General features: G+C 39.8%; 24 protein-coding genes and 2 pseudogenes. 14 read left to right on the top strand and 12 right to left on the bottom strand.

Going from position 1 to position 23,909, the window contains the following annotated elements; all coding sequences use genetic code 11:
* Window positions 1–157 precede the first annotated feature (157 nt).
* The 6 genes and pseudogenes from N8L90_RS07295 to N8L90_RS07265 form a co-directional block, all read right to left on the bottom strand.
* Window positions 158–1,207 carry a DUF389 domain-containing protein gene (locus N8L90_RS07295; RefSeq protein WP_261024839.1) on the bottom strand — a complete coding sequence of 350 codons (1,050 nt, stop codon included), beginning with the start codon at window positions 1,205–1,207 and terminating at the stop codon, window positions 158–160.
* On the bottom strand, window positions 1,204–1,527 hold the full coding sequence (locus tag N8L90_RS07290; protein WP_000825751.1) for a potassium channel family protein: 324 nt from the start codon (window positions 1,525–1,527) through the stop codon (window positions 1,204–1,206). The genes N8L90_RS07295 and N8L90_RS07290 overlap by 4 nt, the downstream gene beginning before the upstream one ends.
* Before the next feature lie 81 nt (window positions 1,528–1,608).
* A pseudogene (locus N8L90_RS07285) lies at window positions 1,609–1,806 on the bottom strand (DUF389 domain-containing protein); the annotation flags it as partial.
* Between the two features lie 290 nt (window positions 1,807–2,096).
* Window positions 2,097–3,608, bottom strand: coding sequence for an ATP-binding cassette domain-containing protein (locus N8L90_RS07280; protein WP_261024837.1), 1,512 nt, complete (start codon window positions 3,606–3,608; stop codon window positions 2,097–2,099).
* Window positions 3,609–4,406: 798 nt separating this feature from the next.
* Complete coding sequence (locus tag N8L90_RS07270) at window positions 4,407–5,381, bottom strand: sensor histidine kinase (protein WP_261024835.1); 975 nt, start codon at window positions 5,379–5,381, stop codon at window positions 4,407–4,409.
* Window positions 5,374–6,051: a response regulator transcription factor gene (locus N8L90_RS07265; RefSeq protein ID WP_000548991.1), complete on the bottom strand. Its 678-nt coding sequence runs from the start codon at window positions 6,049–6,051 to the stop codon at window positions 5,374–5,376. Before N8L90_RS07265 ends, N8L90_RS07270 begins: the two co-directional genes overlap by 8 nt.
* A 408-nt stretch (window positions 6,052–6,459) precedes the next feature.
* Between N8L90_RS07265 and N8L90_RS07260 the strand changes: the two genes are divergently transcribed.
* From N8L90_RS07260 to N8L90_RS07250, 3 genes are all read left to right on the top strand, one after another.
* Entirely contained in the window at window positions 6,460–7,029 is a 570-nt protein-coding gene (locus tag N8L90_RS07260) for a TetR/AcrR family transcriptional regulator (RefSeq protein WP_101776789.1), read from the top strand.
* An 88-nt stretch (window positions 7,030–7,117) separates the two neighbouring features.
* Entirely contained in the window at window positions 7,118–7,894 is a 777-nt protein-coding gene (locus tag N8L90_RS07255; protein ID WP_261024833.1) for a ferredoxin reductase domain-containing protein, read from the top strand.
* Between the two features lie 123 nt (window positions 7,895–8,017).
* Window positions 8,018–9,091, top strand: coding sequence for a DUF2974 domain-containing protein (locus tag N8L90_RS07250; protein WP_261024832.1), 1,074 nt, complete (start codon window positions 8,018–8,020; stop codon window positions 9,089–9,091).
* 87 nt (window positions 9,092–9,178) lie between these two features.
* Here the strand turns inward: N8L90_RS07250 and N8L90_RS07245 are convergent, their stop codons facing one another.
* The 3 genes from N8L90_RS07245 to N8L90_RS07235 all read right to left on the bottom strand — a co-directional run bounded on the left by N8L90_RS07245 (window position 9,179) and on the right by N8L90_RS07235 (window position 11,622).
* Complete coding sequence (locus N8L90_RS07245) at window positions 9,179–10,198, bottom strand: YdcF family protein (protein WP_261024831.1); 1,020 nt, start codon at window positions 10,196–10,198, stop codon at window positions 9,179–9,181.
* A 68-nt stretch (window positions 10,199–10,266) separates the two neighbouring features.
* Window positions 10,267–10,704 (bottom strand): Rrf2 family transcriptional regulator, encoded by a 438-nt coding sequence (locus N8L90_RS07240; protein WP_001166795.1) that lies wholly within the window; start codon window positions 10,702–10,704, stop codon window positions 10,267–10,269.
* A gap of 75 nt (window positions 10,705–10,779) precedes the next feature.
* The gene (locus N8L90_RS07235) at window positions 10,780–11,622 is read right to left on the bottom strand and encodes a metallophosphoesterase family protein (protein ID WP_261024830.1); all 843 of its coding nucleotides are present in this window, start codon (window positions 11,620–11,622) and stop codon (window positions 10,780–10,782) included.
* 111 nt (window positions 11,623–11,733) lie between these two features.
* Here N8L90_RS07235 and N8L90_RS07230 point away from each other — a divergent pair, with 111 nt between their 5' ends.
* From N8L90_RS07230 to N8L90_RS07215, 5 genes and pseudogenes are all read left to right on the top strand, one after another.
* Complete coding sequence (locus N8L90_RS07230) at window positions 11,734–12,384, top strand: metal-dependent transcriptional regulator (protein WP_238095341.1); 651 nt, start codon at window positions 11,734–11,736, stop codon at window positions 12,382–12,384.
* Window positions 12,365–12,548: pseudogene (locus N8L90_RS09580) on the top strand (hypothetical protein). Before N8L90_RS07230 ends, N8L90_RS09580 begins: the two are co-directional and overlap by 20 nt.
* Complete coding sequence (locus tag N8L90_RS07225; protein WP_261024828.1) at window positions 12,505–13,215, top strand: nicotinamide mononucleotide transporter family protein; 711 nt, start codon at window positions 12,505–12,507, stop codon at window positions 13,213–13,215. Before N8L90_RS09580 ends, N8L90_RS07225 begins: the two are co-directional and overlap by 44 nt.
* A gap of 119 nt (window positions 13,216–13,334) precedes the next feature.
* Complete coding sequence (locus tag N8L90_RS07220) at window positions 13,335–13,748, top strand: hypothetical protein (RefSeq protein ID WP_261024826.1); 414 nt, start codon at window positions 13,335–13,337, stop codon at window positions 13,746–13,748.
* Window positions 13,749–13,766: 18 nt separating this feature from the next.
* Window positions 13,767–14,180 (top strand): hypothetical protein, encoded by a 414-nt coding sequence (locus N8L90_RS07215; protein WP_000720030.1) that lies wholly within the window; start codon window positions 13,767–13,769, stop codon window positions 14,178–14,180.
* 38 nt (window positions 14,181–14,218) lie between these two features.
* Here N8L90_RS07215 and dtd read toward each other — a convergent pair whose 3' ends face one another.
* Entirely contained in the window at window positions 14,219–14,662 is a 444-nt protein-coding gene (dtd, locus tag N8L90_RS07210; RefSeq protein ID WP_000691419.1) for a D-aminoacyl-tRNA deacylase, read from the bottom strand.
* Between the two features lie 29 nt (window positions 14,663–14,691).
* Window positions 14,692–16,914 carry a RelA/SpoT family protein gene (locus tag N8L90_RS07205; RefSeq protein ID WP_001123811.1) on the bottom strand — a complete coding sequence of 741 codons (2,223 nt, stop codon included), beginning with the start codon at window positions 16,912–16,914 and terminating at the stop codon, window positions 14,692–14,694.
* Window positions 16,915–17,258: 344 nt separating this feature from the next.
* On the opposite strand from N8L90_RS07205, the gene N8L90_RS07200 reads away from it, so the two are divergent.
* Together N8L90_RS07200 and N8L90_RS07195 are read left to right on the top strand one after the other, a co-directional pair.
* Entirely contained in the window at window positions 17,259–17,522 is a 264-nt protein-coding gene (locus N8L90_RS07200; protein WP_000750452.1) for a hypothetical protein, read from the top strand.
* A gap of 229 nt (window positions 17,523–17,751) precedes the next feature.
* Complete coding sequence (locus N8L90_RS07195; protein WP_247939532.1) at window positions 17,752–18,381, top strand: MBL fold metallo-hydrolase; 630 nt, start codon at window positions 17,752–17,754, stop codon at window positions 18,379–18,381.
* 129 nt (window positions 18,382–18,510) lie between these two features.
* On the opposite strand, the gene pepO is transcribed toward N8L90_RS07195, so the two are convergent.
* A complete protein-coding gene (gene pepO / locus N8L90_RS07190; RefSeq protein WP_261024822.1) occupies window positions 18,511–20,403 on the bottom strand; it encodes an endopeptidase PepO in 1,893 nt (630 codons plus the stop codon).
* A 181-nt stretch (window positions 20,404–20,584) separates the two neighbouring features.
* On the opposite strand from pepO, the gene N8L90_RS07185 reads away from it, so the two are divergent.
* The 4 genes from N8L90_RS07185 (at window position 20,585) to tpx (ending at window position 23,832) form a co-directional block, all read left to right on the top strand.
* On the top strand, window positions 20,585–21,307 hold the full coding sequence (locus N8L90_RS07185) for a metal ABC transporter ATP-binding protein (RefSeq protein WP_070842407.1): 723 nt from the start codon (window positions 20,585–20,587) through the stop codon (window positions 21,305–21,307).
* A complete protein-coding gene (locus N8L90_RS07180) occupies window positions 21,304–22,152 on the top strand; it encodes a metal ABC transporter permease (RefSeq protein WP_049500957.1) in 849 nt (282 codons plus the stop codon). Before N8L90_RS07185 ends, N8L90_RS07180 begins: the two co-directional genes overlap by 4 nt.
* Before the next feature lie 31 nt (window positions 22,153–22,183).
* Entirely contained in the window at window positions 22,184–23,113 is a 930-nt protein-coding gene (gene psaA, locus N8L90_RS07175) for a metal ABC transporter substrate-binding lipoprotein/adhesin PsaA (RefSeq protein ID WP_000733076.1), read from the top strand.
* A 227-nt stretch (window positions 23,114–23,340) separates the two neighbouring features.
* Window positions 23,341–23,832: a thiol peroxidase gene (gene tpx / locus N8L90_RS07170; protein WP_000256026.1), complete on the top strand. Its 492-nt coding sequence runs from the start codon at window positions 23,341–23,343 to the stop codon at window positions 23,830–23,832.
* Window positions 23,833–23,909: the final 77 nt, after the last annotated feature.

Here is a 23,909-nt window from a genome sequence, read left to right as displayed (position 1 = left end):
CTAGGAAGCTAGCCGCAAGCTGTACTTGAGTACGGTAAGGCGACGCTGACGTGGTTTGAATTTGATTTTCGAAGAGTATTATTTAATCCGAGCTAGTAGTGATTGACCAAACCACCACACAAGATTTGCTTTCATGAGTTAGATAAGGTCAATATCCTCAATCCTTGTCTGCTTCATTTTCTTTTACGAGATCGTTTTGTGAATCTTTTTCAGAGAGTTTTTGATCGATATACTTGTCAATGTTTTCGTAAAATTCCTTGGTCGTCTCACTATCTAATTTTGTCGAATTATGGACTTGATTGACTTTCAATTGAACAGATTGAATACCGTAAGAGGCTTGTTTTTGGTGGAGTGTTTCTAATTCTTCTTCTGAAATCGGATCTCCAACAACCGTCAAGACCAATTCATTGTTACTTGACTTGTAGACTTGATTAATAACCGTATAATTGGCGAACTCTTTTCCTACAAACTGTTTGATCCCTTCTTTGCGCGCTTGTTCTATTGTCAGAGTAACTGCCGAATAGCTAGCTGGAAGAATCAACAATACAATCAAAGATATCAAGCCAATTCTCATTTTAATATTTAACTCTTTAAATGAACTTAAGGGAGATTTTCTCATCATAATTCTTGTTCCAACAATATTGGTTAGCATGATAAAAACACAGTTGATCAAGAAAAGATAGAGAGCTCCAAATAAAAATCGTACATTTCCATTAGCTAAACCATATCCTGCAGTGCAGATAGGTGGCATCAGAGCTGTTGCGATGGCTACTCCTGGCACGATATTGTTTGCTTCTTTTTTCCTTGAACCAATGACGCCTGCTATCCCACCAGCAATAGCAATGAGAACATCCCAAATGGTTGGAGAGGTTCGTGCAATCAATTCGCTACTTTCATAAGATAAGGGAGAAATCCAGAAATACAGAGCCGAGACAAGCAAACTGACCAATACTTGAGTAAATAAAACCTCTAGAGATTGCTTGATTAAACGCGTATCAAAAATAGCTAAACCAAACCCCAGTCCAACAATCGGTGTCATAAGAGGGGAAATCAGCATGGCTCCAATAATGACAGCTGTTGAATTCATATTTAAACCTATAGAGGCAATAAAAATCGCACACATCAAAATCACTGTATCTCTTAATCGAACATGAAGGTCATCATATAATTTCTCACGGTATTCACGTGTTGAATAATTGGCAGTCATTTGTCCTCTCCTCTTTCCTTATTTAAATTGGTATAATAATTAAAAATAACAGCTGATAAACAGCCAAAAAATATGAGCCCATAAATCGTCAAGAAGACACTGGTAATCCTTCCAATCAAGGTCACAGCTAGGAGATCCCCGTAGCCGACAGTCGTCGAAGTCACAAAAGCATACCAAAGACCGTCTCCGTAATTTGTGATAGCAGGTTCAACTAGGAAAAGCACGCCTCCTGACCCAAAAACAAAGGTCACAAAACTCAGAGCAAACCGAGTAAAACCCGTAACCTGCATAATATGCCATAACATTTTTAAACGTTTCATTTGTTCTCCTTATTCATACTAGCTCCTGACCGAGCCGTTTTTTTCCAATAATCAAAGTGAAGATAGGACATGATCTCCATCACCAAACCCCAGTCCAACAATCGGTGTCATAAGAGGGGAAATCAGCATGGCTCCAATAATGACAGCTGTTGAATTCATATTTAGGCCAATAGAGGCAATAAAAATCGCACACATCAAAATCACTGTATCTCTTAATCGAACATGAAGATCATCATATAATTTCTCACGGTATTCACGTGTTGAATAGTTTCCAGTCATTGGTTACTCCTTTTATTTCGTATAATTTTGTTTCTGCATGGATGATGGTAGAGAGACTTCTGTCCAATCTTACATATTTTTCTTCTCACCTGTTATTCTTTTGAAAATTATCCTTTAAATATCCGTCAGTCCATCCTTAACATTATATCAAAAATTTTACAGTCTTTCTTCGAAGAAATCTATCAATTGAATAGATAGATGAAGCAAGAAATTTTTGTTTCCTTATCTGAAGAAGGAAAAACGATATCTCCTGAACCTTGATACTATGCGTTTTATTCTTTATAATTTAGCTATTTCAAAATTACAAGTTCTCCATTCTTAATTTCCCAAACTTGGTCAAACTTACTTAATAATTCGTTTTGGCGATGTAAAGTAACAATGACGGCACTTGGTAGTTCCAGAACTCTTTCCAATTCCATTTTAAACTGATTAGTATCCAAGGCAGAGAAAGGTTCGTCTAGGATAAGCAATGGATTTTTACGATTTTTCTCACGATTTAAATACATTCGTTGTTGCTGACCACCTGACAGGGATTGTGGTGGAATTTTTTCAAAATCTTCTTCTCTGAATTTTTCATTGAAACTATTGAATAGCGTTACATTATTTTCATAACTTGAAATAAATGTATGTTCTTGTTGCAGAATCATACCGAATCTTCCCCAAAGATGGTCCAAAACAAGCCCATCTAGCACAATTTGTCCTTCAAAATCTTCATCTGTTCCATTTAAAATGTTGAGAAGACTACTTTTTCCAGACCCATTCTTACCAATAAGCGCAATTTTATCCCCTTTTTGAATCGTAGCGGAAGTAATTATCAATTTTGATTCTCCCAGTTGTTTGGAAATGTTTTTCAAAGTAATCGTATCAAAAGAATGTTGAGGTGCTTGAACTGAAACGGGTCTCCCAACAATGTTTTGAAAACTCTTGATTACAGGCTTTACGGACTCTAACATTTGTAAATCATAAAGGATTTCCTGTATTGGTTCAGAAAAAGCATTAATATATCCGAAACTCGCCACCACCTCAGGAATACCGAGTTGCTGGTGAGATAGAGAGTAGGCTAAATAAATAAACAGAACAAGACTAATGAATTCAAAAGAAACACCTGTCAATAAGATGCCTGTAATTTTTGTCAAACCATACTTAAAATACTTATCCTGCAAATTCTTTAGAGAGCTCTTTTGTTGATTCAAAAAATGCGACATAGTTAGTTTATTTACCAAATGATGTCCCATGAGCAAATCCTCCAAAGTTCGATAGTAATCTCCTTGTTTTTTCAAGTAAACCTGTCTACAATTAGCGGTCAACTTCCCAACGATTTTAGGAATTTGAATACTAATTCCAGTGGAAAAGATTAAAATCAGTGATACAATAGGATTAATTGTTCTGCTAATAATGAAAGCGTAAATGATGATACGTAAAATTTGTTTGATAAAACTCATCAATGGAGGAAGGTAATCCTTTTCCAACGAATCTAGGTCATTAGATTGATAGGAAATATACTCTGCTACTGTTTTCTGCTTGAAATCGTGGTGACTGAGTCCCAGAAGTGAACGAAACCACTCATTTTTCAAAGTAGTCGAAAAGATAATCCCCTGCTTCCAATCAAGTATCATTTGGATATAGTTACAACTCAAATAGCCTGCCACTGACATAGAGTAACCATATAGAGCTACTTGATAATCCCCTTTGATTAATGCCTGCGTGAAATACGGTAACAAAGCTGTGCAGATATTCGATACTACACCAAAAAGAAAATTAAAGAAGAGATACCATCTAATAGTTTTAAGATATGGTAGCATATACGATACTCCTTGCTAATGCGTTTTTTTACATATCGCAGAACAATCTCTACTATTCCTTATTTCAGATAGTGCGATACTCAGACATTGAGTGCAATAATTGTAAATCACACAAGTTCTGCAGTTTTTACTATCATTCAAAATATAATTTGCTATTTTGTAAAATATAGGTCTATCCCATGTTTCTTTGATAGATGTAAAATGAATATTTCCAATACTTCTATTGAAAGTAAGCTTTTTCAGTTTTTCTAACAATTTAGGCTATTTCGTGACACACCCACAATCCGTGAAAATTCTGGTTATATCAGATTATGTGATTTTCGTAAGAATTTTATATTGTCTCCAATCATGGTAGTCTCCTTTTACTTGATAAAACTATTATAACATTTAGAAATTAAAAACTGGTTCAAAATCAATAGGATGTGTGTATTCGATACATTCAATAAATTCTTGGAAACAGTTCTACACCAGTTACACAAATCTATATACACCTATCTCATTCAAAATTAAAAGAAAGCTGCAGTTCTTTTAATCCTGTATCAACGATTCATTCTGAAATCGAATAGGAGACATTTCCCAAGTCTACAATTCACTTCATCTCAAATTAATTTTTGTAATTCACCCTTAGTTTATAGATTTTATACTCAACAAAAGTATAAAGCATACAAAACTTCACTTTGAACCAGTATTTATACTATATTCCGTATTAAAAATTCTATTATTGGTTTTGTAAAAAACAGTCTTCAAATATCCTGAAATATAGCAAAAAGAGATTGGGTAAAAACTCATTGTCTCTTCTCACTCAAGGACTAAGTTCACTTGAGCAAACTGAATCCGCACTATCGTTCCTGTACCGACCTCAGACTCGATGCGAATCTGGTGCCCCAGTTCTTCAGAAATTTTCTTAGATAGATAGAGGCCAAGTCCAGATGACTGCTGAGTTAGGCGTCCATTATATCCTGAGAAGCCACGTTCAAAGACTCGGAGGACATCACTGTTTTTTATCCCGATTCCCGTATCCTTGATACAAAGCTCTTGCCCCTCCATATAAATCTCCAGACCACCTTCCTTGGTGTACTTGAGACTGTTTGAGATGATTTGCTCAATAACCACTAGCAGCCACTTTTTATCCGTCACGATTTCTTTATCAAGGTCATGTAGATTGACATTTAGGCCTTTTTGAATAAAGAAAAGAGCATATTTACGAATTATTTCCTTGACCAAATCCTCAATTTGAACCTGCTTTAAGACCAAATCATCATGAAAACTTTCTAAACGCAGGTATTGTAAAACTAGATTGGTATAGGAGTCAATCTTGAAAATTTCCTGTTCTAATTGCTGCTTCAGTTGGCGGTCGGCTACTTCTGCAACTAAGAGTTGACTGGCTGCAATGGGGGTCTTAATCTGATGGACCCACAAGGTATAGTAATCCAGCAAATCCGTCAGTTTTCTTTCTGAATCTGACCTCTGCTGATAGAGTTCCATCTCACGCGCTTCTAATTTTTCAGCCAAAACTCTTTCCAAAGGAGATTTGGCTTCCCTCTCACCGTAGAGAAGTTCCTGACGATAGACCTGCATTTCCACCAATATATCCCAAGTGAAAAATAAGATGGTTACAAAGCAACACAGCAGGAAAAAGTAGAGAAAGTAAGTTCCCAAACTGGCAAATAAAAACTGAAAGAGCAAAACTAGAAATGCCAAAGCAAGTAGATAGACAAACAGACGACTACGGGAGCGCAGATAGGCCAGAAAAAATTGTTTCCAATCAAGCATGCTTCAGTCCGTACCCTATTCCTTTCTTGGTCTCGATAAATCCTACCAAACCCTGCTCTTCCAACTTTTTACGCAATCGAGCCACATTGACAGAGAGAGTATTATCATCAATGAAAAAGTCACTGTTCCAAAGTTCCCGCATCAGGTCATCACGTGCTACAATATTGCCCGCATGCTCAAACAAAACGCGTAAAATCTGGAATTCGTTCTTGGTCAAATTCAAGACTTGGCCTTGATAATGTAAATCCATGGATTTGGTATTGAGGATAACACCAGCATATTCCAGTAAACTCTCGTCACGCCCAAACTCATAGGAACGGCGTAGCAAGCCCTGAACCTTGGCTAAAAGAACCTGCTGGTCAAAAGGCTTGGTCACAAAGTCATCCGCCCCCATATTGATTGCCATGACAATATCCATAGCCTGGTCTCTCGAAGACAGAAACATGATGGGGACCTTGGAAATCTTGCGAATTTCCTGACACCAGTGATAACCATTAAACAAGGGCAGTCCAATATCCATGAGGACCAGATGAGGCTCCGACTGGACAAAAAGACTCAAAACTTCCATAAAGTCTTCTACCAGGACCACTTCAAATCCCCATTCAGATAGCATTTTTCCGACTTGTTGACGAATGACCTGATCATCTTCTACTAATAAAATCTTGTGCATCTGATTCTCCTTTGCTAATTTTAGGAGTCTTAAATCCTTTAGTATAAATAGAGGGCTTAGTATCTAATACTTTTTTGACATTTCCTTGTCACAACAGCTCAAAAACAGATAGTGAATAACCCCATTGATATCATACCTTATTTTCAGACATAGTGCCAGCACTACCCATTTATTTTTAATTTTTTCAACCCTCATTTCAGTTCTTTTATACATCCCCTTAACCAAAATTTATATCTATTCTTCCAAACCTTGAGTGTAGTTAAAACGACACTCTATACTCTTCTAACATTGAAAAGCTCCTTATCAAGTGGTATCCGTAAAAAGTTCTAGCTTTCAGATTGACAATCTGAAAAAGATTTGTTAAGATATGAATGAACAATATTTAATATTCATTCAGAAAAGAGGTGAATCAAATTGGACAAAAAACAGGCTTTGAAATCCGCAGCTTATGAAGTTTTTTCAAAAAAAGGATACAAGGCGACAGGAATTTCAGAAATTGCTAGACAAGCTCATATGGCAGTCGGATCTTTTTATAACTATTACGAAAGTAAAGAGGCTATTTTTTTAGATATCTATATTGATGAAAACAACCGTGTTCGCCAAACTATGATCGAAGAACTGGATTGGGAAATTGATATGATTGATCTTATTAGTCAACTCTTTGCTCAATCCAGAGCACTCGTTTCTTCCAATAAAATCCTTGCAGAATGGTACAATCCTGCCATAGCAGATGAGTTGCATAGCTACTATTCCTCAGAAGAAGGGAAAGTCACGAATCCATTTCATCAATTTCTCGTGAAAACCTTTACTCATCGTTTGCAGGCTGAAGGCCATTCTCCAGAAAAAATTCAAGATATTTTACAAGTTTACAACCTATTTTACTACATGGATATGCATATCACAGAAAATGATTTTCCAGATATTAGCAAAACTGTAGAAATACTAGCAACCAACTTCATTAAAGGAATACTGAAATAAAGAAATCTTTTCTTTATTTTTTGGAAATTATTGAATGAAAAAAAATATTATTCATTCATAGAAAATTACTACACTATAGGAGTTAAAAATGAAACGAGGGAAAAAAATGTTCATAATTATTCTAACTACACTTGGAGTGCTCGGCTTTATATCTTGGGGAATCATTACCTATCTTGGACGAAGTCAAACTTTATCGATAAAATCCATTGAAAATCCCAGCGGAGATTTGTATTTAGTTCACATCACAAAACCAAAAAGTCAAATATGGAAAGCTGGCTCCTATGCTCAGTTTAAGCTTCCTGACAGCTCGTTTGGTCCAGACAAAAGTCCAGTAAAGGAGGATCAGGCTAGCCGATGGCTAACCCTTGCTTCCACTCCTGATGAGGATGAAATTCTTATTGTAACCCATAATAGTGGTAGCGTGTTTAAGGAAACCTTAACACATTTACCAGCTGGTAGTAAAATTGAGATGAGTTGGCTGGAGTCATCTTTATCTGTTAAAGACAATGACCAAGCACTGGTTTGTTTTGCCTCTGATGTCGGTATTTCTACTCTACGTCCAGTTGTGAAAGAGTGGGCTGGTAAGCGCTCTATCATTCTTAATCATTTAGACAAAAGAGTAAACATTTTTGATAATGAGTTAAAAGAGCTTAGTAAGAATAATCCGAATCTAACTTATAAAACTAGCGAAACCTTTTCTCAAAGCCAAGCATTTTTAAAAAATGCGGTTGTGAAATACGGTAACCAAGCTATTTATCTCTTAACCGGCCAACCTGATGATATAAATGAGATGAAAAATTTCTTAAAAGAGAATGGGATTGACGACAAACAGATACAAACAAGTATGTTTAGAGGTTTGAAATAAAAGCAAACTGTCTTCTATGTGTCTGAATCATACCATTATAGGTCGGTATGTAGAGAGCTCGTACAAACCAACTAGTAAATTATATGTGATTGTGATAAGATAAATAAAAAGAAAGGAGTTCTTATGGCAAATATTTTTGATTATCTGAAAGATGTCGCACACGATTCCTTTTACGACCTTCCTTTGAATGAGTTAGACATTCTAGCCTTAACAGAAATCACCTACCTCTCCTTTGATAATCTGGTCTCCACAGCTCCTCAGCGACTTTTAGACCTGGCACCTCAGGTTCCAAGAGAATCTAACATGTTGACCAGTAAAAATCGCCTCCAGCTATTAGATGAGCTAGCTCAACACAAGCGCTTCAAAAATTGCAAACTCTCCCATTTTATCAACGACATAGACCCTGAACTGCAAAAACAATTTGCGGCTATGACCTACCGCCTCACTCTCGATACCTATCTGATTGTCTTTCGTGGGACTGATGACAGTATCATTGGCTGGAAGGAAGATTTCCACCTGACCTATATGAAGGAAATTCCTGCTCAAAAGCACGCTCTTCGCTATTTAAAGAACTTTTTTGCCCTCCATCCTAAGCAAAAGGTCATTCTGGCTGGGCATTCCAAGGGAGGAAATCTAGCCATCTATGCTGCTAGTCAAATTGAGCAAAGCTTGCAAAATCAAATCACAGCAGTTTATACCTTTGATGCGCCTGGTCTCCACACAGAACTGACACAAACTGAGGGCTATCAAGGGATAATGGATAGAACCAAGGTCTTCATCCCACAAGGTTCCATTATCGGTATAATGCTGGAAATCCCTAACCAGCAAATCATCGTGCACAGTACTGCTTTGGGTGGTATCGCCCAGCACGATACCTTTAGTTGGCAGATTGAGGACAATCACTTCGTCCAACTGGATAAAATCAACAGTGATAGTCAACAAGTAGACAAAACCTTCAAGGAGTGGGTTGCCACAGTCCCTGACGAAGAACTCCAGCTCTACTTCGACCTCTTCTTTGGCACCATTCTAGATGCTGGGATTAGCTCCATCAATGACCTGTCTTCCTTAAAGGCGCTTGAACACATTCGTCATCTCTTCGTCCAAGCTCAATCCCTCACTCCAGAAGAAAGAGAAACCATGGGACGCCTCACTCAATTATTGATTGATACCCGTTACCAAGCCTGGAAGAATAGATAATACTCTTGAAAATTAAATGTATACAAAACAAAAGACCTAGAATACATACTTTCATGTGCATTCTAAGTCTTTTTAAATAAAATCTAACTACCAAATAATCCCTTTGTAGGCTATCAAAATGAGGACTGATAGCAGGACATAAAAGGCAAGGAAAAGCCATTTCATCTTAACACAGAGCGCTACGTACTCCCGAATAAAAGCAGATGGTATGTAGTAGCCTGCCGTCCTACATCCGAGGCCATCTCCCTTCATATTTAACTTACGCGCATAGGTACTGGTACGAAAAACATGATAGTCATTTGTTACAAAGAGGAATTGAGGTTTGGCTACCAGTTTCTCGCCAAGTTCCTTAGAAAAGAGAAGGTTCTCGTAGGTAGTCCTTGATTGATCCTCCAGAATAATCGCATCTTGGGGAACATCTGTCTCTTCAAGAAGATAGTTTGTAATGGCCTGCGCTTCAGAAATCTTTTCATCTCCTCCTTGACCACCACTAGCAATAATTTTTATGTTAGAATTCTTAGACTTGTGGTAAGCTTCTACGGCCTTATCAATTCTCCTCTTTAGCAAAGGTGTTACCTTTTCTCCGCCTAATAAACCAGCACCGTGAATGATAATAAAATCATAATGCTTCTTCTTAGGAATAAAGAGATACAAGATAGAGTACAGCATAAAACCCGTAAAAGCAAAGCCAAAAATAAAATAAGAGTAGAAAATGAATACAAATAAAATGTTTAGAAAGTGATTGGTGTAAAATAATTCATTTTGACCTCCCAATCGAAATGAAATCAAGGCAAAAAATACCAAAATGACTATTCCAAGGAGCATGGAGAGATAATTGGCCTTTGAACGTCCCTCTCGCTTCAACAAAATGACCCCATTATAGATTAAAAAGATACCACTCAGAAAAAGCAAAAAAGGAAGTAAAATAAAGGGAAATATAAAAAAAGCGAAATGAATCTTCTCATACCCATTTTGATAAAAAAGGTAGCCTAGATAAAAATAACTGGAAATGAGGGATAATAAGAATAATACTGGATTCCACAAACTTCTATTATCCTTCCAAAATGACACTATAAAGGCTAATACAATTCCTATAACGATATACATTTCTTCCTCCTTTAATAACTACATTTTATCATAATTATCTAAAGAGAAAAAGAGGGCATCTACCCCTCTTAATCCTTCATCTGACTCTCTGCATCGGCCACGACTTGCTCTAGACTGGTCTGACCAAGCTCTGCCTCCATAGCCAGCTGGATTCTCTCCAATTTTTGATCCAAAACATCATGAATATGGGCTCCAACTGGGCAATTTGGATTTGGATTGTCATGGAAACTGAAGAGTTGACCAGTCTTACCAAGACACTCAACCGCTTGATAAACGTCTAATAGACTAATGTCCTTGAGGTCCTTGACAATCTCTGTCCCACCTGTTCCACGCGCTACTGAAATCAGCTCTGCCTTCTTCAACTGGGACAAGGTCTTTCTGATAATGACAGGATTGACCCCGACACTAGCAGCTAAAAAATCACTGGTCACCTTGCTTTCCTTCCCCTTGAGGGCAATGATTATCAGCATATGAGTCGCAATGGTAAATCTACTTGGAATTTGCATCCTCTTCTCCTTTTTACGAGGCTACCCTGCCTCTACTCTTCTTTTTCTATTATTATACCCTTTTTAGTTGTAATGTCAATCGTTACCACTTTTCAACCAGGCATCTAACTCCCTATCATAACCCTCTTTCTGGGCCAATTCTCTCAGAAATTCCTGATGATGAGTATGGTGGATACCATTGACCAGACTTTCATAGTAAACCTCAAAATAGGGAAGTTTGAGGTCTTTAGCCAGCTGCAATTCAGCTGCCACATCGTAGTCTACCCGTCGGAAGTCCATATCTACCAAGCCCTTGCCATCAAACTCTAAAATCATATACTGGGCCCGCAAGTCCTTCCGTAACTGGGCATCTAGAAAGAAAGGCTGGCCAATTGAACCCGGATTGACAATCAATTGCCCACCAGTCCCGTAACGAAGCAACTGCTGGTGAATATGACCATAAACAGCAATATCGCAAGGCGGATTGGTCACCAAGCGGTCAAAATCCTCTTGAGCTCCAGTATGAATCAACTCACGCCCCCAGTTCTTATCAGGAAGATGGTGGCTAATTCCTACCGTCAAATCACCAAACTGACGATGGAGCTGGAGAGGTTGATTGTGAAGCAGTTCAATTTCTTCTAGGGAAATTTCCTCTAAAACATACTGGCACTGGCGCAAGAGATAGCGTTGGCTGGGACGAGTACTGTCCAATTCCTTACGGACACCATGCCAAAGACTGTCTTCCCAGTTTCCCAAAACTCTAGCCGTAATCGGTAGTTGGTCCAACAAGTCCAAAATCTTTCTACGCCCTGTCCCTGGCATGAGAATGTCTCCCAAAAGCCAGTATTCGTCCACTCCTCGCTGCCGAGCATCTGCCAAAACAGCCTCCAAGGCGGTGGTATTTCCATGAATATCTGAAAGAAGAGCTATTTTCGTCATATCCATCTCCTCGTTTTTTCTCTTGCAATAAGTATAACATAAAAAGTCACAGCTAGAGAAATCTAGCTTTTTTTGATATACTAGATAAAGATATTAGACAAGAGGAAGCGAATGACCCCGAATAAAGAAGACTATCTAAAATGTATTTATGAAATTGGCATAGATTTGCATAAGATTACCAACAAGGAAATTGCTGCCCGCATGCAAGTCTCTCCCCCTGCCGTAACTGAAATGATTAAACGGATGAAGAGCGAAAATCTCATCCTTAAGGACAAGGAATGTGGCTATCTACTGACTGACCTCGGCCTCAAACTGGTCTCTGAGCTCTATCGTAAACACCGCTTGATTGAAGTTTTTCTAGTTCATCATTTAGACTATACAAGTGACCAGATTCACGAGGAAGCTGAGGTCTTGGAACACACTGTATCTGACCTGTTCGTGGAAAGACTGGATAAATTGCTAGGTTTCCCTAAAACCTGCCCCCACGGAGGAACCATTCCTGCCAAGGGAGAACTCCTAGTTGAAATCAATAACCTGCCACTAGCTGACATCAAGGAAGCTGGCGCCTACCACCTGACTCGGGTGCACGATAGTTTTGACATTCTCAATTATTTGGATAAACACTCACTTCACATCGGTGATTCGCTCCAAGTCAAGCAGTTTGATGGCTTCAGCAATACCTTCACTATCCTCACTAAAAATGAAGATTTACAAGTGAATATGGACATTGCCAAACAACTCTATGTCGAGAAAATCAACTAATTTCTCAAGTCCCCCTACCAACCCTGAAAGTTTAATTTTCAGGGTTTTATTTCTATTATTTGATTTTACTTTCATTTTGTTATAAAATCGATGTAAAAAACAAGAAAGATACCTTAACCTATGAAAAAATCACTAAAAATTTTTGCGACATCCAAATGGTTTGACCTCTTTGGGGTTGCTTTGGTCGTTGGAATTGCGATCGCATCTGGTTACCTCAACTCACGACTCGACAAATTCGTAGACTGGGGACCATGGACAGCTCTTGTTCCCTTTGGATTGATTTCCGTAACCAACGTTGGGATTTCCATGTTGTCCACTCGTTTCACGGGGAAATTAAGCAAATGGGGAAATTACTTTGGTATTATTAATACCATTTTGTCTGGTACCATTGATTATATCCTTGGAAATAAGGCGGCTATTATCACCTATCCCGTCACCTTCCTCATTTATACCTTTGCTATAAAAAAATGGGAAGCTTCGCAAGAAGGCAGACCCAACCAAATGAGCCAAAAACAGCTAAAATTGGCGGCCATCATCATTTCAATCATCGCCTTCCTCTTTGCCTTTATGACCAACTATATCGGCTATGGAGGAAAGATGAATCTCCTTGCCTACGTGACAACTATTGCCTTTGCACTATCCCTCATTGCCAATGCTTTGAACGCATTGAAACTAACAACTCAGTGGGGCTTTTGGTTGATTTACAATTTCGTTCAGCTGACAAAGGCTGCCATTCAAGGAAATTTTGCCAATATCGGAAAATATATCTTTTATATCCTCAATGCAATCGGAGCTTTATTTGTCTGGAATGATGAAGAAGTAAAACAATAAGAGGAAAATCAAATAAAGAAATCTAACAGAATCTCCTTACTAAAATTTTTTATCATTTTACTTGTAACTCCCATTCTTTTGGAGTAGAATGAAGCTAGATAAAAGAGGGAGGTCATCTTATGAAAAATCTCTTTAGAATCCATTTTGCAGCCATTGCAGTCATTGATTTGCTACTACTTGCATTTTTTAGCACTAGACCCGAGACAGCTTTCGACTGGCTCTTGCTCACTGGTTTTATTTTCCTCCTTGTTCAGGGACTCCTGCTATTTCGCTTGGTCGTCCAACTAAAAAATCAATTCGCTGAGATTTATCCTCAAATCAATAAAATGATTCGCTTCTACTATTTAGGGGTGCTCATCAGCGACTTTCTATCATTTGTTCTCTTAGCCTTCACTAGTTCTCAGCGATTTTCCACTCTTATGCCAATCGTCACTGCTTGTCATTATACTTTATATTATCTGACGACTGACTACCTAAGAGAAAACTATCCAGACTTTTACGATAAACACATCACTTTATGGGAGTGTCTCTAAGGAAAAGGAGGTTTTAGCATGAAAAAAATCATCTTCATCAAAACTATTCAACTCCTTGTCATTGATGGAATTATGCTGGCATTTTTGACATTTAAAGAAGGGCTTACTTGGGATTGGATTTTAATTTATAGCGGTTGGCTCATTTTCTTTCATCCTGTGCTATTGACCTATCTGTCTAATCAGCTTTGTGACCACTTTAGTCAACTCTATTCCCAGATTAGACCGCGATTCTGGCGTTTTGCCTTACAAATCCTCCTATGGGATAGCCTGATGATTCTCTCCTTGATATTTTTAAGTAGCATCCCACTTTTCCTTCAGGATACCCTCCTCATCCTAGGACACATCATCCCTTCCTATCGCACTTGCCAAAGCCTGAAACAAGATTTCCCCAAGCCCTATCAAGAACCGATTTCTTTTTGGAGCATTTTATGATAGATGAGAAAAACCAAGCCGGCTGGGCTTGGTCTTTCTTATCTATTTTTAGTATCTAGGATAATGGTAACTGGCCCATCATTGACCAGCTCAACCTGCATATCCGCTCCAAAGATGCCTGTCTGAACGGGCACTTCTTGCGCTAATTTTTGATTGAATGCATCATAGAAGTCTGATGCCATATCAGGCTTGGCTGCACCTGTAAAGGCTGGACGATTGCCTTTCTTAGTATCCGCAAAGAGGGTAAACTGAGAAATAGAGAGGATTTCTCCTTCAATATCTTTGACAGACAGGTTCATCTTGCCTTCTGCATCTGAAAAAATCCGCATATTGACCAGTTTTCTCACAGCATAGTCCAAATCTTCCTCTTGGTCCTCTGGTCCAACACCAACCAGCAATAAGAGTCCCTGATTAATTTTTCCCTGAACCTGACCTTCGATACTCACTTGGGCTTTTTTAACCCGTTGGATAATGATTTTCATAATAGCCTTTCTAGTAAGAGCTAGGCCAATTAGCCGTTGGTCCGTTTAACAGAATAGACCTCTGGTACGCTCTTAATCTTATCTACGACCGTGGTCAGCGTCGAGAGGTTAGCAATGCCGAAGGACACATGGATATTAGCAAACTTCATATCCTTGGTTGGTTGGGCATTGACCGTTGAGATGTTCTTGGTTGTGTTTGAAAGAACTTGCAGTACATCGTTCAACAGTCCTGTACGGTTGAGACCATAGATATCGATATGAGCCATATACTCCTTATTTGAGTTTGAATACTGGTCTTCCCACTCCACATCAAGGAGACGTTGCTCGTAGTTTTCTTGGGCACGCAGGTTCATACAGTCCACACGGTGAATAGCCACACCACGCCCCTTAGTGATATAGCCGACAATATCATCACCAGGAACAGGATTACAACACTTGGCAATCCGCACGAGGAGACCTGAGGCACCTTCAATGACCACACCACCCTCATGCTTGACCTTGAGGGTTTCTTTGTTTTCAACCTTGACCTCGCCACCTTTGACAAGTTCTTCTGCTTCCGCCTTGGCCTTGGCACGTTCTTCTTCACGACGTTCCTTTTCAGTCAGACGGTTAAAGACGGTAATCGCACCAATTTCGCCAAAACCAATGGCCGCAAAGAGGGATTCTTCTGTCTTGTAGCTGGTCTTTTGTAGAACTTGGTCCATGTGGCGCTTGTCCATGAATTTATTGGCTACATAGCCGTTTTCTTGGAACTGGGCCATCAACATCTCACGACCCTTGTTGACAGACAATTCCTTATCTTGATTTTTAAAGAACTGACGAATCTTGTTACGGGCCTTGCTGGTCTTGACCATGTTAAGCCAGTCACGGCTCGGCCCAAAGGAGTTCGGGTTGGTAACAATTTCAACCTGATCCCCTGTCTTGAGCTTGGTTGTCAGTGGAACCATACGACCATTGACCTTAGCACCAGTTGCTTTTTCTCCGACTTTTGTATGGATTTCATAGGCAAAGTCAATCGGTCCTGAATCTTTTGGAAGTGAACGGACAGCTCCATCTGGGGTAAAGACGTAAATCTCCTCAGCCAGATAGTTTTCCTTGACCGAGTCCACAAATTCTTTGGCATCATCAGCCTGGTCTTGGAGCTCCATCATCTCCTTGATCCAGTTCATCCCAATAGCTGATTCCTTGCTGTTAACCTGCCCCTTAACGCCTTTCTTATAAGCCCAGTGAGCCGCAACCCCGTACTCAGCCACCTCGTGCATGGCTTTAGTTCGAATCTGGAATTCAATCGGCCCTTTTGGCCCATAAACAGTCGTATGGATAGACTGGTAACCATTGGCCTTGCGGTTAGCGATATAGTCTTTAAAGCGACCAGGCATGGGTTTCCAAAGTTCATGCACATAACCCAACATGGCATAAACATCACTTTGGGTATCTAAAATACAGCGAATAGCAATCAGGTCATAGATTTCCTCAAACCGTTTTCTCTTATCCTGCATTTTGCGGAAAATAGAGTAAATATGCTTGGGACGACCATAAATCTTCCCTCTCAAGTGATGATCCGTCGTATATTCCTCTAATTTTGTGACCACCTCATCCACCAAGGCCTCACGCTCCCTACGCTTTTCCTTCATCATATGGGTAATCTTGTAAAACTCCGTTGGGTTGAGGTAACGGAAAGATAGGTCTTCCAATTCCCATTTGACACTGGAAATCCCCAAACGATGGGCAAGTGGGGCATAGATTTCCATGGTTTCTTTGGAAATACGCTCCTGCTTGTCTTTTCGAAGATGTTTCAGGGTCCGCATATTGTGCAAGCGGTCAGACAGTTTGACCAAGATAACACGGATGTCCTCAGACATGGCCATGAGCATCTTGCGATGATTTTCCGCTAATTGCTCTTCGTGAGACTTGTACTTGACCTTACCGAGCTTGGTAACTCCATCGACAATCACGCGCACATCAGGACCAAACTCTCTTTCCAAATCGTCCAAGGTCGCATCTGTATCTTCCACCACATCATGCAAGAAACCACAAGCTACTGTTACAGCATCCAGCTTGAGCTTGGCTAAAATACCTGCCACTTGGATGGGGTGAATGATATAAGGCTCACCTGATTTGCGATATTGACCACTATGGCATTCAACAGCATAAACCAAGGCCTTATGGACAAAATGGACATCCTCTTCCGTTAAATATTCTTTGGTTAAAGCGACAACTTCTTCGCCTGTTAAATTCACTTCTTTTGGCATCTCTACTCTCCAATTCTTCCTACCATTTTATCACTTTTTTAAGAATATGAAAACTAGATTGGAACAGAATAAGAAAAAAATAATTCAGAATTGCTTGATAATTCTGAATTATTAGTCTATAATATATTACGAAGTTAGATTTTAAACTTAGGTGATAGAAGGAGAGATAGAAGAACGGAAACCATATTGTAACCGAAAGACTTTCTGACTTCCCCAATTCCATTGAATATACGAAAGATAAACGGTGGAACTCGTGTCACATACACTGGTACCTTGACTGGATTTTGAAATTAAAAATCCTCAAGATACTTTCTTTTATCCTTTAGTTTATAAGGAGAACACCTATGAAAAAAACTGCTATTTCTATCTTTGCTCTCCTAGTGTTAGGAGTTAGCTACCTGTTCCTATTCAGCCAGCAAAGCTATAAAAAAACAGTCGTTCAATACTATGCTAACGACCAGAACCTGCCCAATAGGATAACTTATAGTGAATATAGCGATAAACGAGAAGCCAACTACGGTGGCACTCTAAACATCACATCTATCAAACAAGCTAATGACGGAGTTTATGCAACCTATGAAGGGCAATTGACACCTCTCCAATATTGATAAATTGATAACCAGCCTGTCTTCATCCAGTCATGCTGGTTTTTAAGTTCATTCTAAATCCTTACCTATTTTCCCCAACTGTGCTATACTTAATTTATACTCAATGAAAATCAAAGAGCAAACTAGGAAACTAGCCGCAGGCTGTACTTGAGTACGGCAAGGCGACGTTGACGCGGTTTGAATTTGATTTTCGAAGAGTATTAGTGCATTCTTTGAGATTGGAGCTAGTATGAAAATCCATAAAACCGTGAATCCTGTTGCCTATGAAAACACCTATTACCTAGAAGGCGAAAATCACCTCATCGTTGTCGATCCTGGTAGCCATTGGGAAGCCATTCGTCAGACAATCGAGAAGATCAACAAACCAATCTGCGCTATTCTATTGACCCATGCCCATTATGACCATATCATGAGTCTGGACTTGGTTCGCGAGACTTTTGGCAATCCTCCTGTCTATATCGCAGAGAGTGAAGCTAGCTGGCTCTACACTCCTGTCGATAATCTCTCTGGGCTACCTCGCCACGATGATATGGCAGATGTGGTCGCAAAACCTGCTGAACACACTTTTATCTTTCACGAAGAATACCAACTAGAGGAATTTCGTTTCACTGTCTTACCAACACCAGGACATTCTATCGGTGGTGTTTCTATCGTCTTTCCTGATGCTCACCTAGTCTTGACAGGAGATGCTTTGTTCCGTGAAACAATCGGACGGACCGACCTTCCGACTGGTAGCATGGAGCAACTACTTCACAGTATCCAGACTCAACTTTTCACTCTACCAAACTATGATGTCTATCCAGGACATGGTCCAGCTACTACTATCGCTCACGAAAAAACTTTTAATCCTTTTTTCTAGCAAGATTTTGATGATAATGACTATCGCAATTTAAGTAAACTATCCAGCAAGTCTTTCCATTATAAAAGGCATCCAATCAAGTTTTCAGACCTGATTGGATGCCTTTTTCTAATTACTTACCTTTTTGCATTACCAAATAATCACGCGCTCTTCTGGTGAACGCCACATACCGTCTCCTTCTTTGACATCATAGGTTGTAAAGAAATCATCGAAGTTTGGTACTTGTACATTGACACGGAGTTTGGCTGGTGCATGCACATCGACGCTAGCCAAAAGTTTCATAAATTCTGGACGACCTTTCATGCGCCAGATGCGACCGAAGTTGTAGAAGAATTCTTCTGCTGAGAAGTCTGGTTCTCTCTTGGCTGCTTCAAGCGCTGCAGCGATCCCTCCCAAGTCAGCCACATTTTCTGATACAGTCAATTTACCATTGATGGTTGCTCCATAAGAATCCTGTCCATCAAATTGGTCAATAACTTTTTGTGTTTTCTCCTTGAAGGCGGCATAGTCGCTCTCTGTCCACCAATCCTTTAGGCTACCATTTTCATCAAAGGAAGCTCCGTTGGTATCAAAGGCGTGGGAAATTTCATGGGCAATAACCGCCCCGATACCCCCGTAGTTAGCAGAAGATGACTGATGCAAGTCATAGAAAGGAGCCTGTAAAATGGCCGCTGGAAAGACAATCAGGTTCTTCTGTGGATTGTAGTAAGCATTGACCATATGAGCAGGCATGCCCCATTCCTTGTAGTCCACAGGCTGGTTCCACTTGCTCCAACTGTGCTTGATTTCCACACGCGCAAAGGCTAGAGCATTGTCAAAAAGACTAGCAGTCTCATCCACTACCTTGTCCTTGTATCGTGCTGGCAATTCTTCTGGATAACCGATATAAGGCTTGATAACATTGAGTTTGACGATGGCCTTGTCACGAGTTTCAGGAGTCAGCCAGTCATTTTTAGCCAAGCGTTCCTTATAAACATCAATCATAGTTGCCACTTTTTTCTCCACGTCTGCCTTAGCCTCTGGGGAGAATTTTTCATGGGCATACCAGAGACCCAAGGCTTGTTTGAAAGGACCTTGTGCTAGCTGGTAGGCTGCCTTGACCTTGTCTTTGGCTTCTGGAACTCCTGAAAGCGCACGGCTATAGGCACCTGACAAGACACGGATTTCTTCTGTTAAATAGCTGGTTGAGAGATTGACAACACTTAAAATTAAGGTTGCCTTGAGGAGAGGCCAGGCCTCTTCACTATAGAATTGATCTGCTGCTTGCCAGAAACGTTCCTCGTCTACGATAACCTTGTCTGGTACTTGTCCAAGAACGGCTTGGAAGAAGTCATCCAAAGGTAGAGCAGGCGCAAATTTCTTGAAATCTTCGTAAGCATATGGATGGTAAAGTTTAGCATACTCTGAACTTTCTTCATTAGAGAGCACCACTGCCGCAACTCGACGGTCCAATTCTAGTCTTTTTTCTAGCAAATCTTCAATTTCTTCATCAGAGAAATCATATTTCTTGAGGAGATTTGAGCTGCTTTCTTTCCAAAGAGTCAAGAGCTCTTCGCGCTGAGGATGGTCTTCTGCATAGTAGGTCGTATCTGGCAGGATTGTGCTTGGAGCACTAGCCCATAGAACATTGATTCTAGCATCCATAAAGTCTGGTGATACACCAAAAGGAAGGAAGTTTGGTTTTCCTGCAAGTTCAAACTCTGCTAGTCTAGCTGTGAAATCCGCAAAAGTCTCCAATTCTTGGAACTCTTTAAGAAGAGGCAAAACAGGTGTGATACCGTCAGCTTCTCTCTTGTCAAAATCACGTACTAGGCGGTGGTATTTAACAAAGTTTGCCAAGATAGCATCCTCAGGCACTTCTTCTCCTGCCAACCACTTGTCTGTTGTCGCCAACATCAAGTCTTCAATTTCCTGGTCTAAATCAACAAAACCTCCCGTTTGAGACTTATCTGCTGGGATTTCAGCCGTCTTCTGCCATTCTCCATTGATAGCATCATAAAAATCGTCTTGATAACGTGTCATCTTGTTCTCGCTTTCATTTTTTTTAAGTTATTGCTAGCTTAACAAAAATTGCTTGGGAATGCAATTAAAAATGAACTTTCCTTTTCCATCATTTTTCAGTTATTATTTTAATTTTTTCAAAAATTAACTTGACTTAATTTTTTTTTTAATGTATATTAAGAGACAGGAGGAATACAAGTCTATGATACGTATCGAAAACCTCAGTGTCTCCTACAAAGAAACATTGGCACTTAAGGATATTTCACTAGTGCTCCAAGGACCAACAATTACCGGTATCATTGGTCCAAACGGTGCTGGAAAATCAACATTATTAAAAGGGATGCTGGGAATTATCCCACATCAAGGTCAGGCATTTCTCGATGACAAGGAAGTTAAAAAATCCTTACATCGAATCGCCTATGTCGAACAAAAAATCAATATCGACTACAACTTTCCCATCAAGGTCAAGGAATGTGTCTCGTTAGGACTCTTTCCCTCTATCCCTCTCTTTCGAAGTTTAAAGGCTAAACATTGGAAGAAAGTGCAAGAAGCCCTTGAAATCGTCGGTCTAGCTGACTATGCTGAACGGCAAATCAGTCAACTGTCTGGAGGTCAATTCCAGCGGGTCTTGATTGCCAGATGTTTGGTACAGGAAGCCGACTATATCCTCTTGGATGAACCCTTTGTTGGGATTGACTCTGTCAGTGAGGAAATCATCATGAATACGCTGAGAGATCTGAAAAAAGCTGGGAAGACGGTTCTCATCGTCCACCACGACCTCAGCAAGGTTCCCCACTACTTCGATCAAGTCTTGCTTGTCAATCGAGAAGTGATTGCCTTTGGTCCAACCAAAGAAACCTTTACCGAAGCCAATCTCAAAGAAGCTTACGGTAATCGACTCTTTTTCAATGGAGGTGACCTATGATTGCAGAATTTATCGATGGATTGCAAAAATTCCATTTCTTACAAAATGCCTTGATAACAGCCATTGTCGTCGGGGTCGTAGCTGGAGCTGTAGGATGTTTCATCATTCTACGCGGGATGTCACTCATGGGAGATGCCATTTCACATGCTGTCTTGCCAGGTGTAGCCCTCTCCTTCATCTTGGGCGTTGACTTCTTTATCGGAGCTATTGTCTTTGGATTGCTAGCTGCCATCATCATTACCTACATCAAGGGGAACTCGATTATCAAAAGCGATACCGCCATCGGCATTACCTTTTCTTCTTTCTTAGCCCTCGGTATCATCTTGATTAGTGTCGCTAAAAGTTCAACTGACCTTTTCCATATCCTTTTTGGTAATATCCTAGCCGTCCAAGATACGGATATGTTTATTACTATGGGTGTTGGGGCAGTCATTCTCTTGTTGATCTGGATTTTCTTCAAGCAACTCTTGATAACTTCCTTTGATGAACTCTTGGCTAAAGCCATGGGAATGCCTGTCAATTTCTATCACTACCTTCTCATGGTACTCTTGACTCTCGTGTCTGTGACAGCCATGCAAAGTGTCGGAACTATCCTGATTGTAGCCATGCTGATTACCCCAGCTGCAACTGCTTATCTGTATGCTAATAGCCTGAAAAGCATGATTTTCCTTTCCTCAACCTTTGGAGCGATAGCTTCAGTTTTGGGACTCTTTATCGGTTATAGCTTTAACGTTGCGGCAGGTTCTAGTATCGTGCTCACAGCTGCTAGTTTCTTTCTCATTAGCTTCTTTATCGCTCCAAAACAACGATATTTGAAACTGAAAAATAAACATTTGTTAAAATAAGGGGCAAAACCCCAATAAATTGGAGGATCTAATGAAAAAATTAGGTACATTACTCGTTCTCTTTCTTTCCGTCATCGCTCTTGTAGCATGTGCTAGCGGAAAAAAAGATGCAGCTTCTGGTCAAAAACTAAAAGTTGTTGCTACAAATTCAATCATCGCTGATATTACTAAAAATATTGCTGGTGATAAGATTGATCTTCACAGTATCGTTCCTGTTGGTCAAGACCCACACGAATACGAACCACTTCCTGAAGACGTTAAGAAAACTTCTCAAGCTGATTTGATTTTCTATAACGGTATCAACCTTGAAACAGGTGGCAATGCTTGGTTTACAAAATTGGTAGAAAATGCCAAGAAAACTGAAAACAAAGACTACTTTGCAGTCAGCGAAGGCGTTGATGTTATCTACCTTGAAGGTCAAAACGAAAAAGGCAAAGAAGACCCACACGCTTGGCTTAACCTTGAAAACGGTATGATCTTTGCTAAAAATATCGCAAAACAATTGAGCGCTAAAGACCCTAGCAACAAGGAATTCTACGAAAAAAATCTTAAAGAATATACTGATAAGCTAGACAAACTTGACAAGGAAGCTAAGGAGAAATTTAACAATATCCCTGCTGAGAAGAAATTGATCGTAACCAGTGAAGGATGCTTCAAATACTTCTCTAAAGCCTACGGTGTCCCAAGTGCCTATATCTGGGAAATCAATACTGAAGAAGAAGGAACTCCTGACCAAATCAAGACCTTGGTTGAAAAACTTCGCCAAACAAAAACTCCTTCACTCTTTGTAGAATCAAGTGTAGATGACCGTCCAATGAAGACTGTTTCACAAGACACAAACATCCCAATCTACGCACAAATCTTTACTGACTCTATCGCAGAACAAGGTAAAGAAGGTGACAGCTACTATAACATGATGAAATACAACCTTGATAAGATTGCTGAAGGATTGGCAAAATAATACTCTTCGAAAATCTCTTCAAACCACGTCAGCGTCGCCTTGCCGTACTCAAGTACAGCCTGCGGCTAGCTTCCTAGTTTGCTCTTTGATTTTCATTGAGTATAAGCCTCTGAAAAACGTCATTCTCACATGAGCTGGCGTTTTTTCTATGCCCACATTTCCGGTCAAATCATTGGAAAATTCCGACTGTTTCAGCTAAAATGGAAGAAAAAAGATTGGAGTATCTTATGGTAACTTTTCTCGGAAATCCTGTGAGCTTTACAGGTAAACAACTACAAGTCGGCGACAAGGCACTTGATTTTTCACTCACTACAACAGACCTTTCTAAAAAATCTCTAGCTGATTTTGATGGCAAGAAAAAAGTCTTGAGTGTCGTGCCTTCTATCGATACAGGCATCTGCTCAACTCAAACGCGTCGTTTTAATGAAGAACTGGCTGGACTGGATAATACGGTTGTCTTGACTGTTTCCATGGACCTCCCTTTTGCCCAAAAACGTTGGTGTGGTGCTGAGGGAATTGAAAATGCCATCATGCTCTCAGACTATTTCGACCATTCCTTTGGTCGTGATTACGCTCTCTTAATCAATGAGTGGCACCTATTGGCACGCGCAGTCTTTGTCCTCGATACTGACAATACGATTCGCTACGTTGAATACGTGGACAATATCAACTCTGAACCAAACTTCGAAGCCGCAATTGCAGCTGCTAAAGCCCTATAGAAAAAAATCTTCCGTTTCAAAGAGTTCCCTACTCTTTGAAACGGAAGATTTTTGCTTACGAGTAAATAGAAGTTCAA

Source organism: Streptococcus mitis (genome assembly GCF_946190115.1).
In the GTDB taxonomy this organism is placed as follows: Bacteria; Bacillota; Bacilli; order Lactobacillales; family Streptococcaceae; genus Streptococcus; species Streptococcus mitis_CO.
This window is presented reverse-complemented; position numbering and strand designations above follow the sequence as displayed.

Bases quoted from the DNA above. Each gene is read 5' to 3' on its own strand.
- N8L90_RS07290 (WP_000825751.1), bottom strand. From the start codon at position 1,527: ATGAAACGTTTAAAAATGTTATGGCATATTATGCAGGTTACGGGTTTT.
- tpx (WP_000256026.1), top strand. From the start codon at position 23,341: ATGGTAACTTTTCTCGGAAATCCTGTGAGCTTTACAGGTAAACAACTA.
- N8L90_RS07280 (WP_261024837.1), bottom strand. From the start codon at position 3,608: ATGCTACCATATCTTAAAACTATTAGATGGTATCTCTTCTTTAATTTT.
- N8L90_RS07200 (WP_000750452.1), top strand. From the start codon at position 17,259: ATGAAAAAAACTGCTATTTCTATCTTTGCTCTCCTAGTGTTAGGAGTT.
- N8L90_RS07180 (WP_049500957.1), top strand. From the start codon at position 21,304: ATGATTGCAGAATTTATCGATGGATTGCAAAAATTCCATTTCTTACAA.
- N8L90_RS07255 (WP_261024833.1), top strand. From the start codon at position 7,118: ATGAAACGAGGGAAAAAAATGTTCATAATTATTCTAACTACACTTGGA.
- N8L90_RS07265 (WP_000548991.1), bottom strand. From the start codon at position 6,051: ATGCACAAGATTTTATTAGTAGAAGATGATCAGGTCATTCGTCAACAA.
- N8L90_RS07240 (WP_001166795.1), bottom strand. From the start codon at position 10,704: ATGCAAATTCCAAGTAGATTTACCATTGCGACTCATATGCTGATAATC.
- N8L90_RS07245 (WP_261024831.1), bottom strand. From the start codon at position 10,198: ATGTATATCGTTATAGGAATTGTATTAGCCTTTATAGTGTCATTTTGG.
- N8L90_RS07250 (WP_261024832.1), top strand. From the start codon at position 8,018: ATGGCAAATATTTTTGATTATCTGAAAGATGTCGCACACGATTCCTTT.
- N8L90_RS07195 (WP_247939532.1), top strand. From the start codon at position 17,752: ATGAAAATCCATAAAACCGTGAATCCTGTTGCCTATGAAAACACCTAT.
- N8L90_RS07185 (WP_070842407.1), top strand. From the start codon at position 20,585: ATGATACGTATCGAAAACCTCAGTGTCTCCTACAAAGAAACATTGGCA.
- N8L90_RS07205 (WP_001123811.1), bottom strand. From the start codon at position 16,914: ATGCCAAAAGAAGTGAATTTAACAGGCGAAGAAGTTGTCGCTTTAACC.
- N8L90_RS07270 (WP_261024835.1), bottom strand. From the start codon at position 5,381: ATGCTTGATTGGAAACAATTTTTTCTGGCCTATCTGCGCTCCCGTAGT.
- dtd (WP_000691419.1), bottom strand. From the start codon at position 14,662: ATGAAAATCATTATCCAACGGGTTAAAAAAGCCCAAGTGAGTATCGAA.
- N8L90_RS07215 (WP_000720030.1), top strand. From the start codon at position 13,767: ATGAAAAAAATCATCTTCATCAAAACTATTCAACTCCTTGTCATTGAT.
- psaA (WP_000733076.1), top strand. From the start codon at position 22,184: ATGAAAAAATTAGGTACATTACTCGTTCTCTTTCTTTCCGTCATCGCT.
- N8L90_RS07235 (WP_261024830.1), bottom strand. From the start codon at position 11,622: ATGACGAAAATAGCTCTTCTTTCAGATATTCATGGAAATACCACCGCC.
- N8L90_RS07220 (WP_261024826.1), top strand. From the start codon at position 13,335: ATGAAAAATCTCTTTAGAATCCATTTTGCAGCCATTGCAGTCATTGAT.
- N8L90_RS07225 (WP_261024828.1), top strand. From the start codon at position 12,505: ATGAAAAAATCACTAAAAATTTTTGCGACATCCAAATGGTTTGACCTC.
- pepO (WP_261024822.1), bottom strand. From the start codon at position 20,403: ATGACACGTTATCAAGACGATTTTTATGATGCTATCAATGGAGAATGG.
- N8L90_RS07295 (WP_261024839.1), bottom strand. From the start codon at position 1,207: ATGACTGCCAATTATTCAACACGTGAATACCGTGAGAAATTATATGAT.
- N8L90_RS07230 (WP_238095341.1), top strand. From the start codon at position 11,734: ATGACCCCGAATAAAGAAGACTATCTAAAATGTATTTATGAAATTGGC.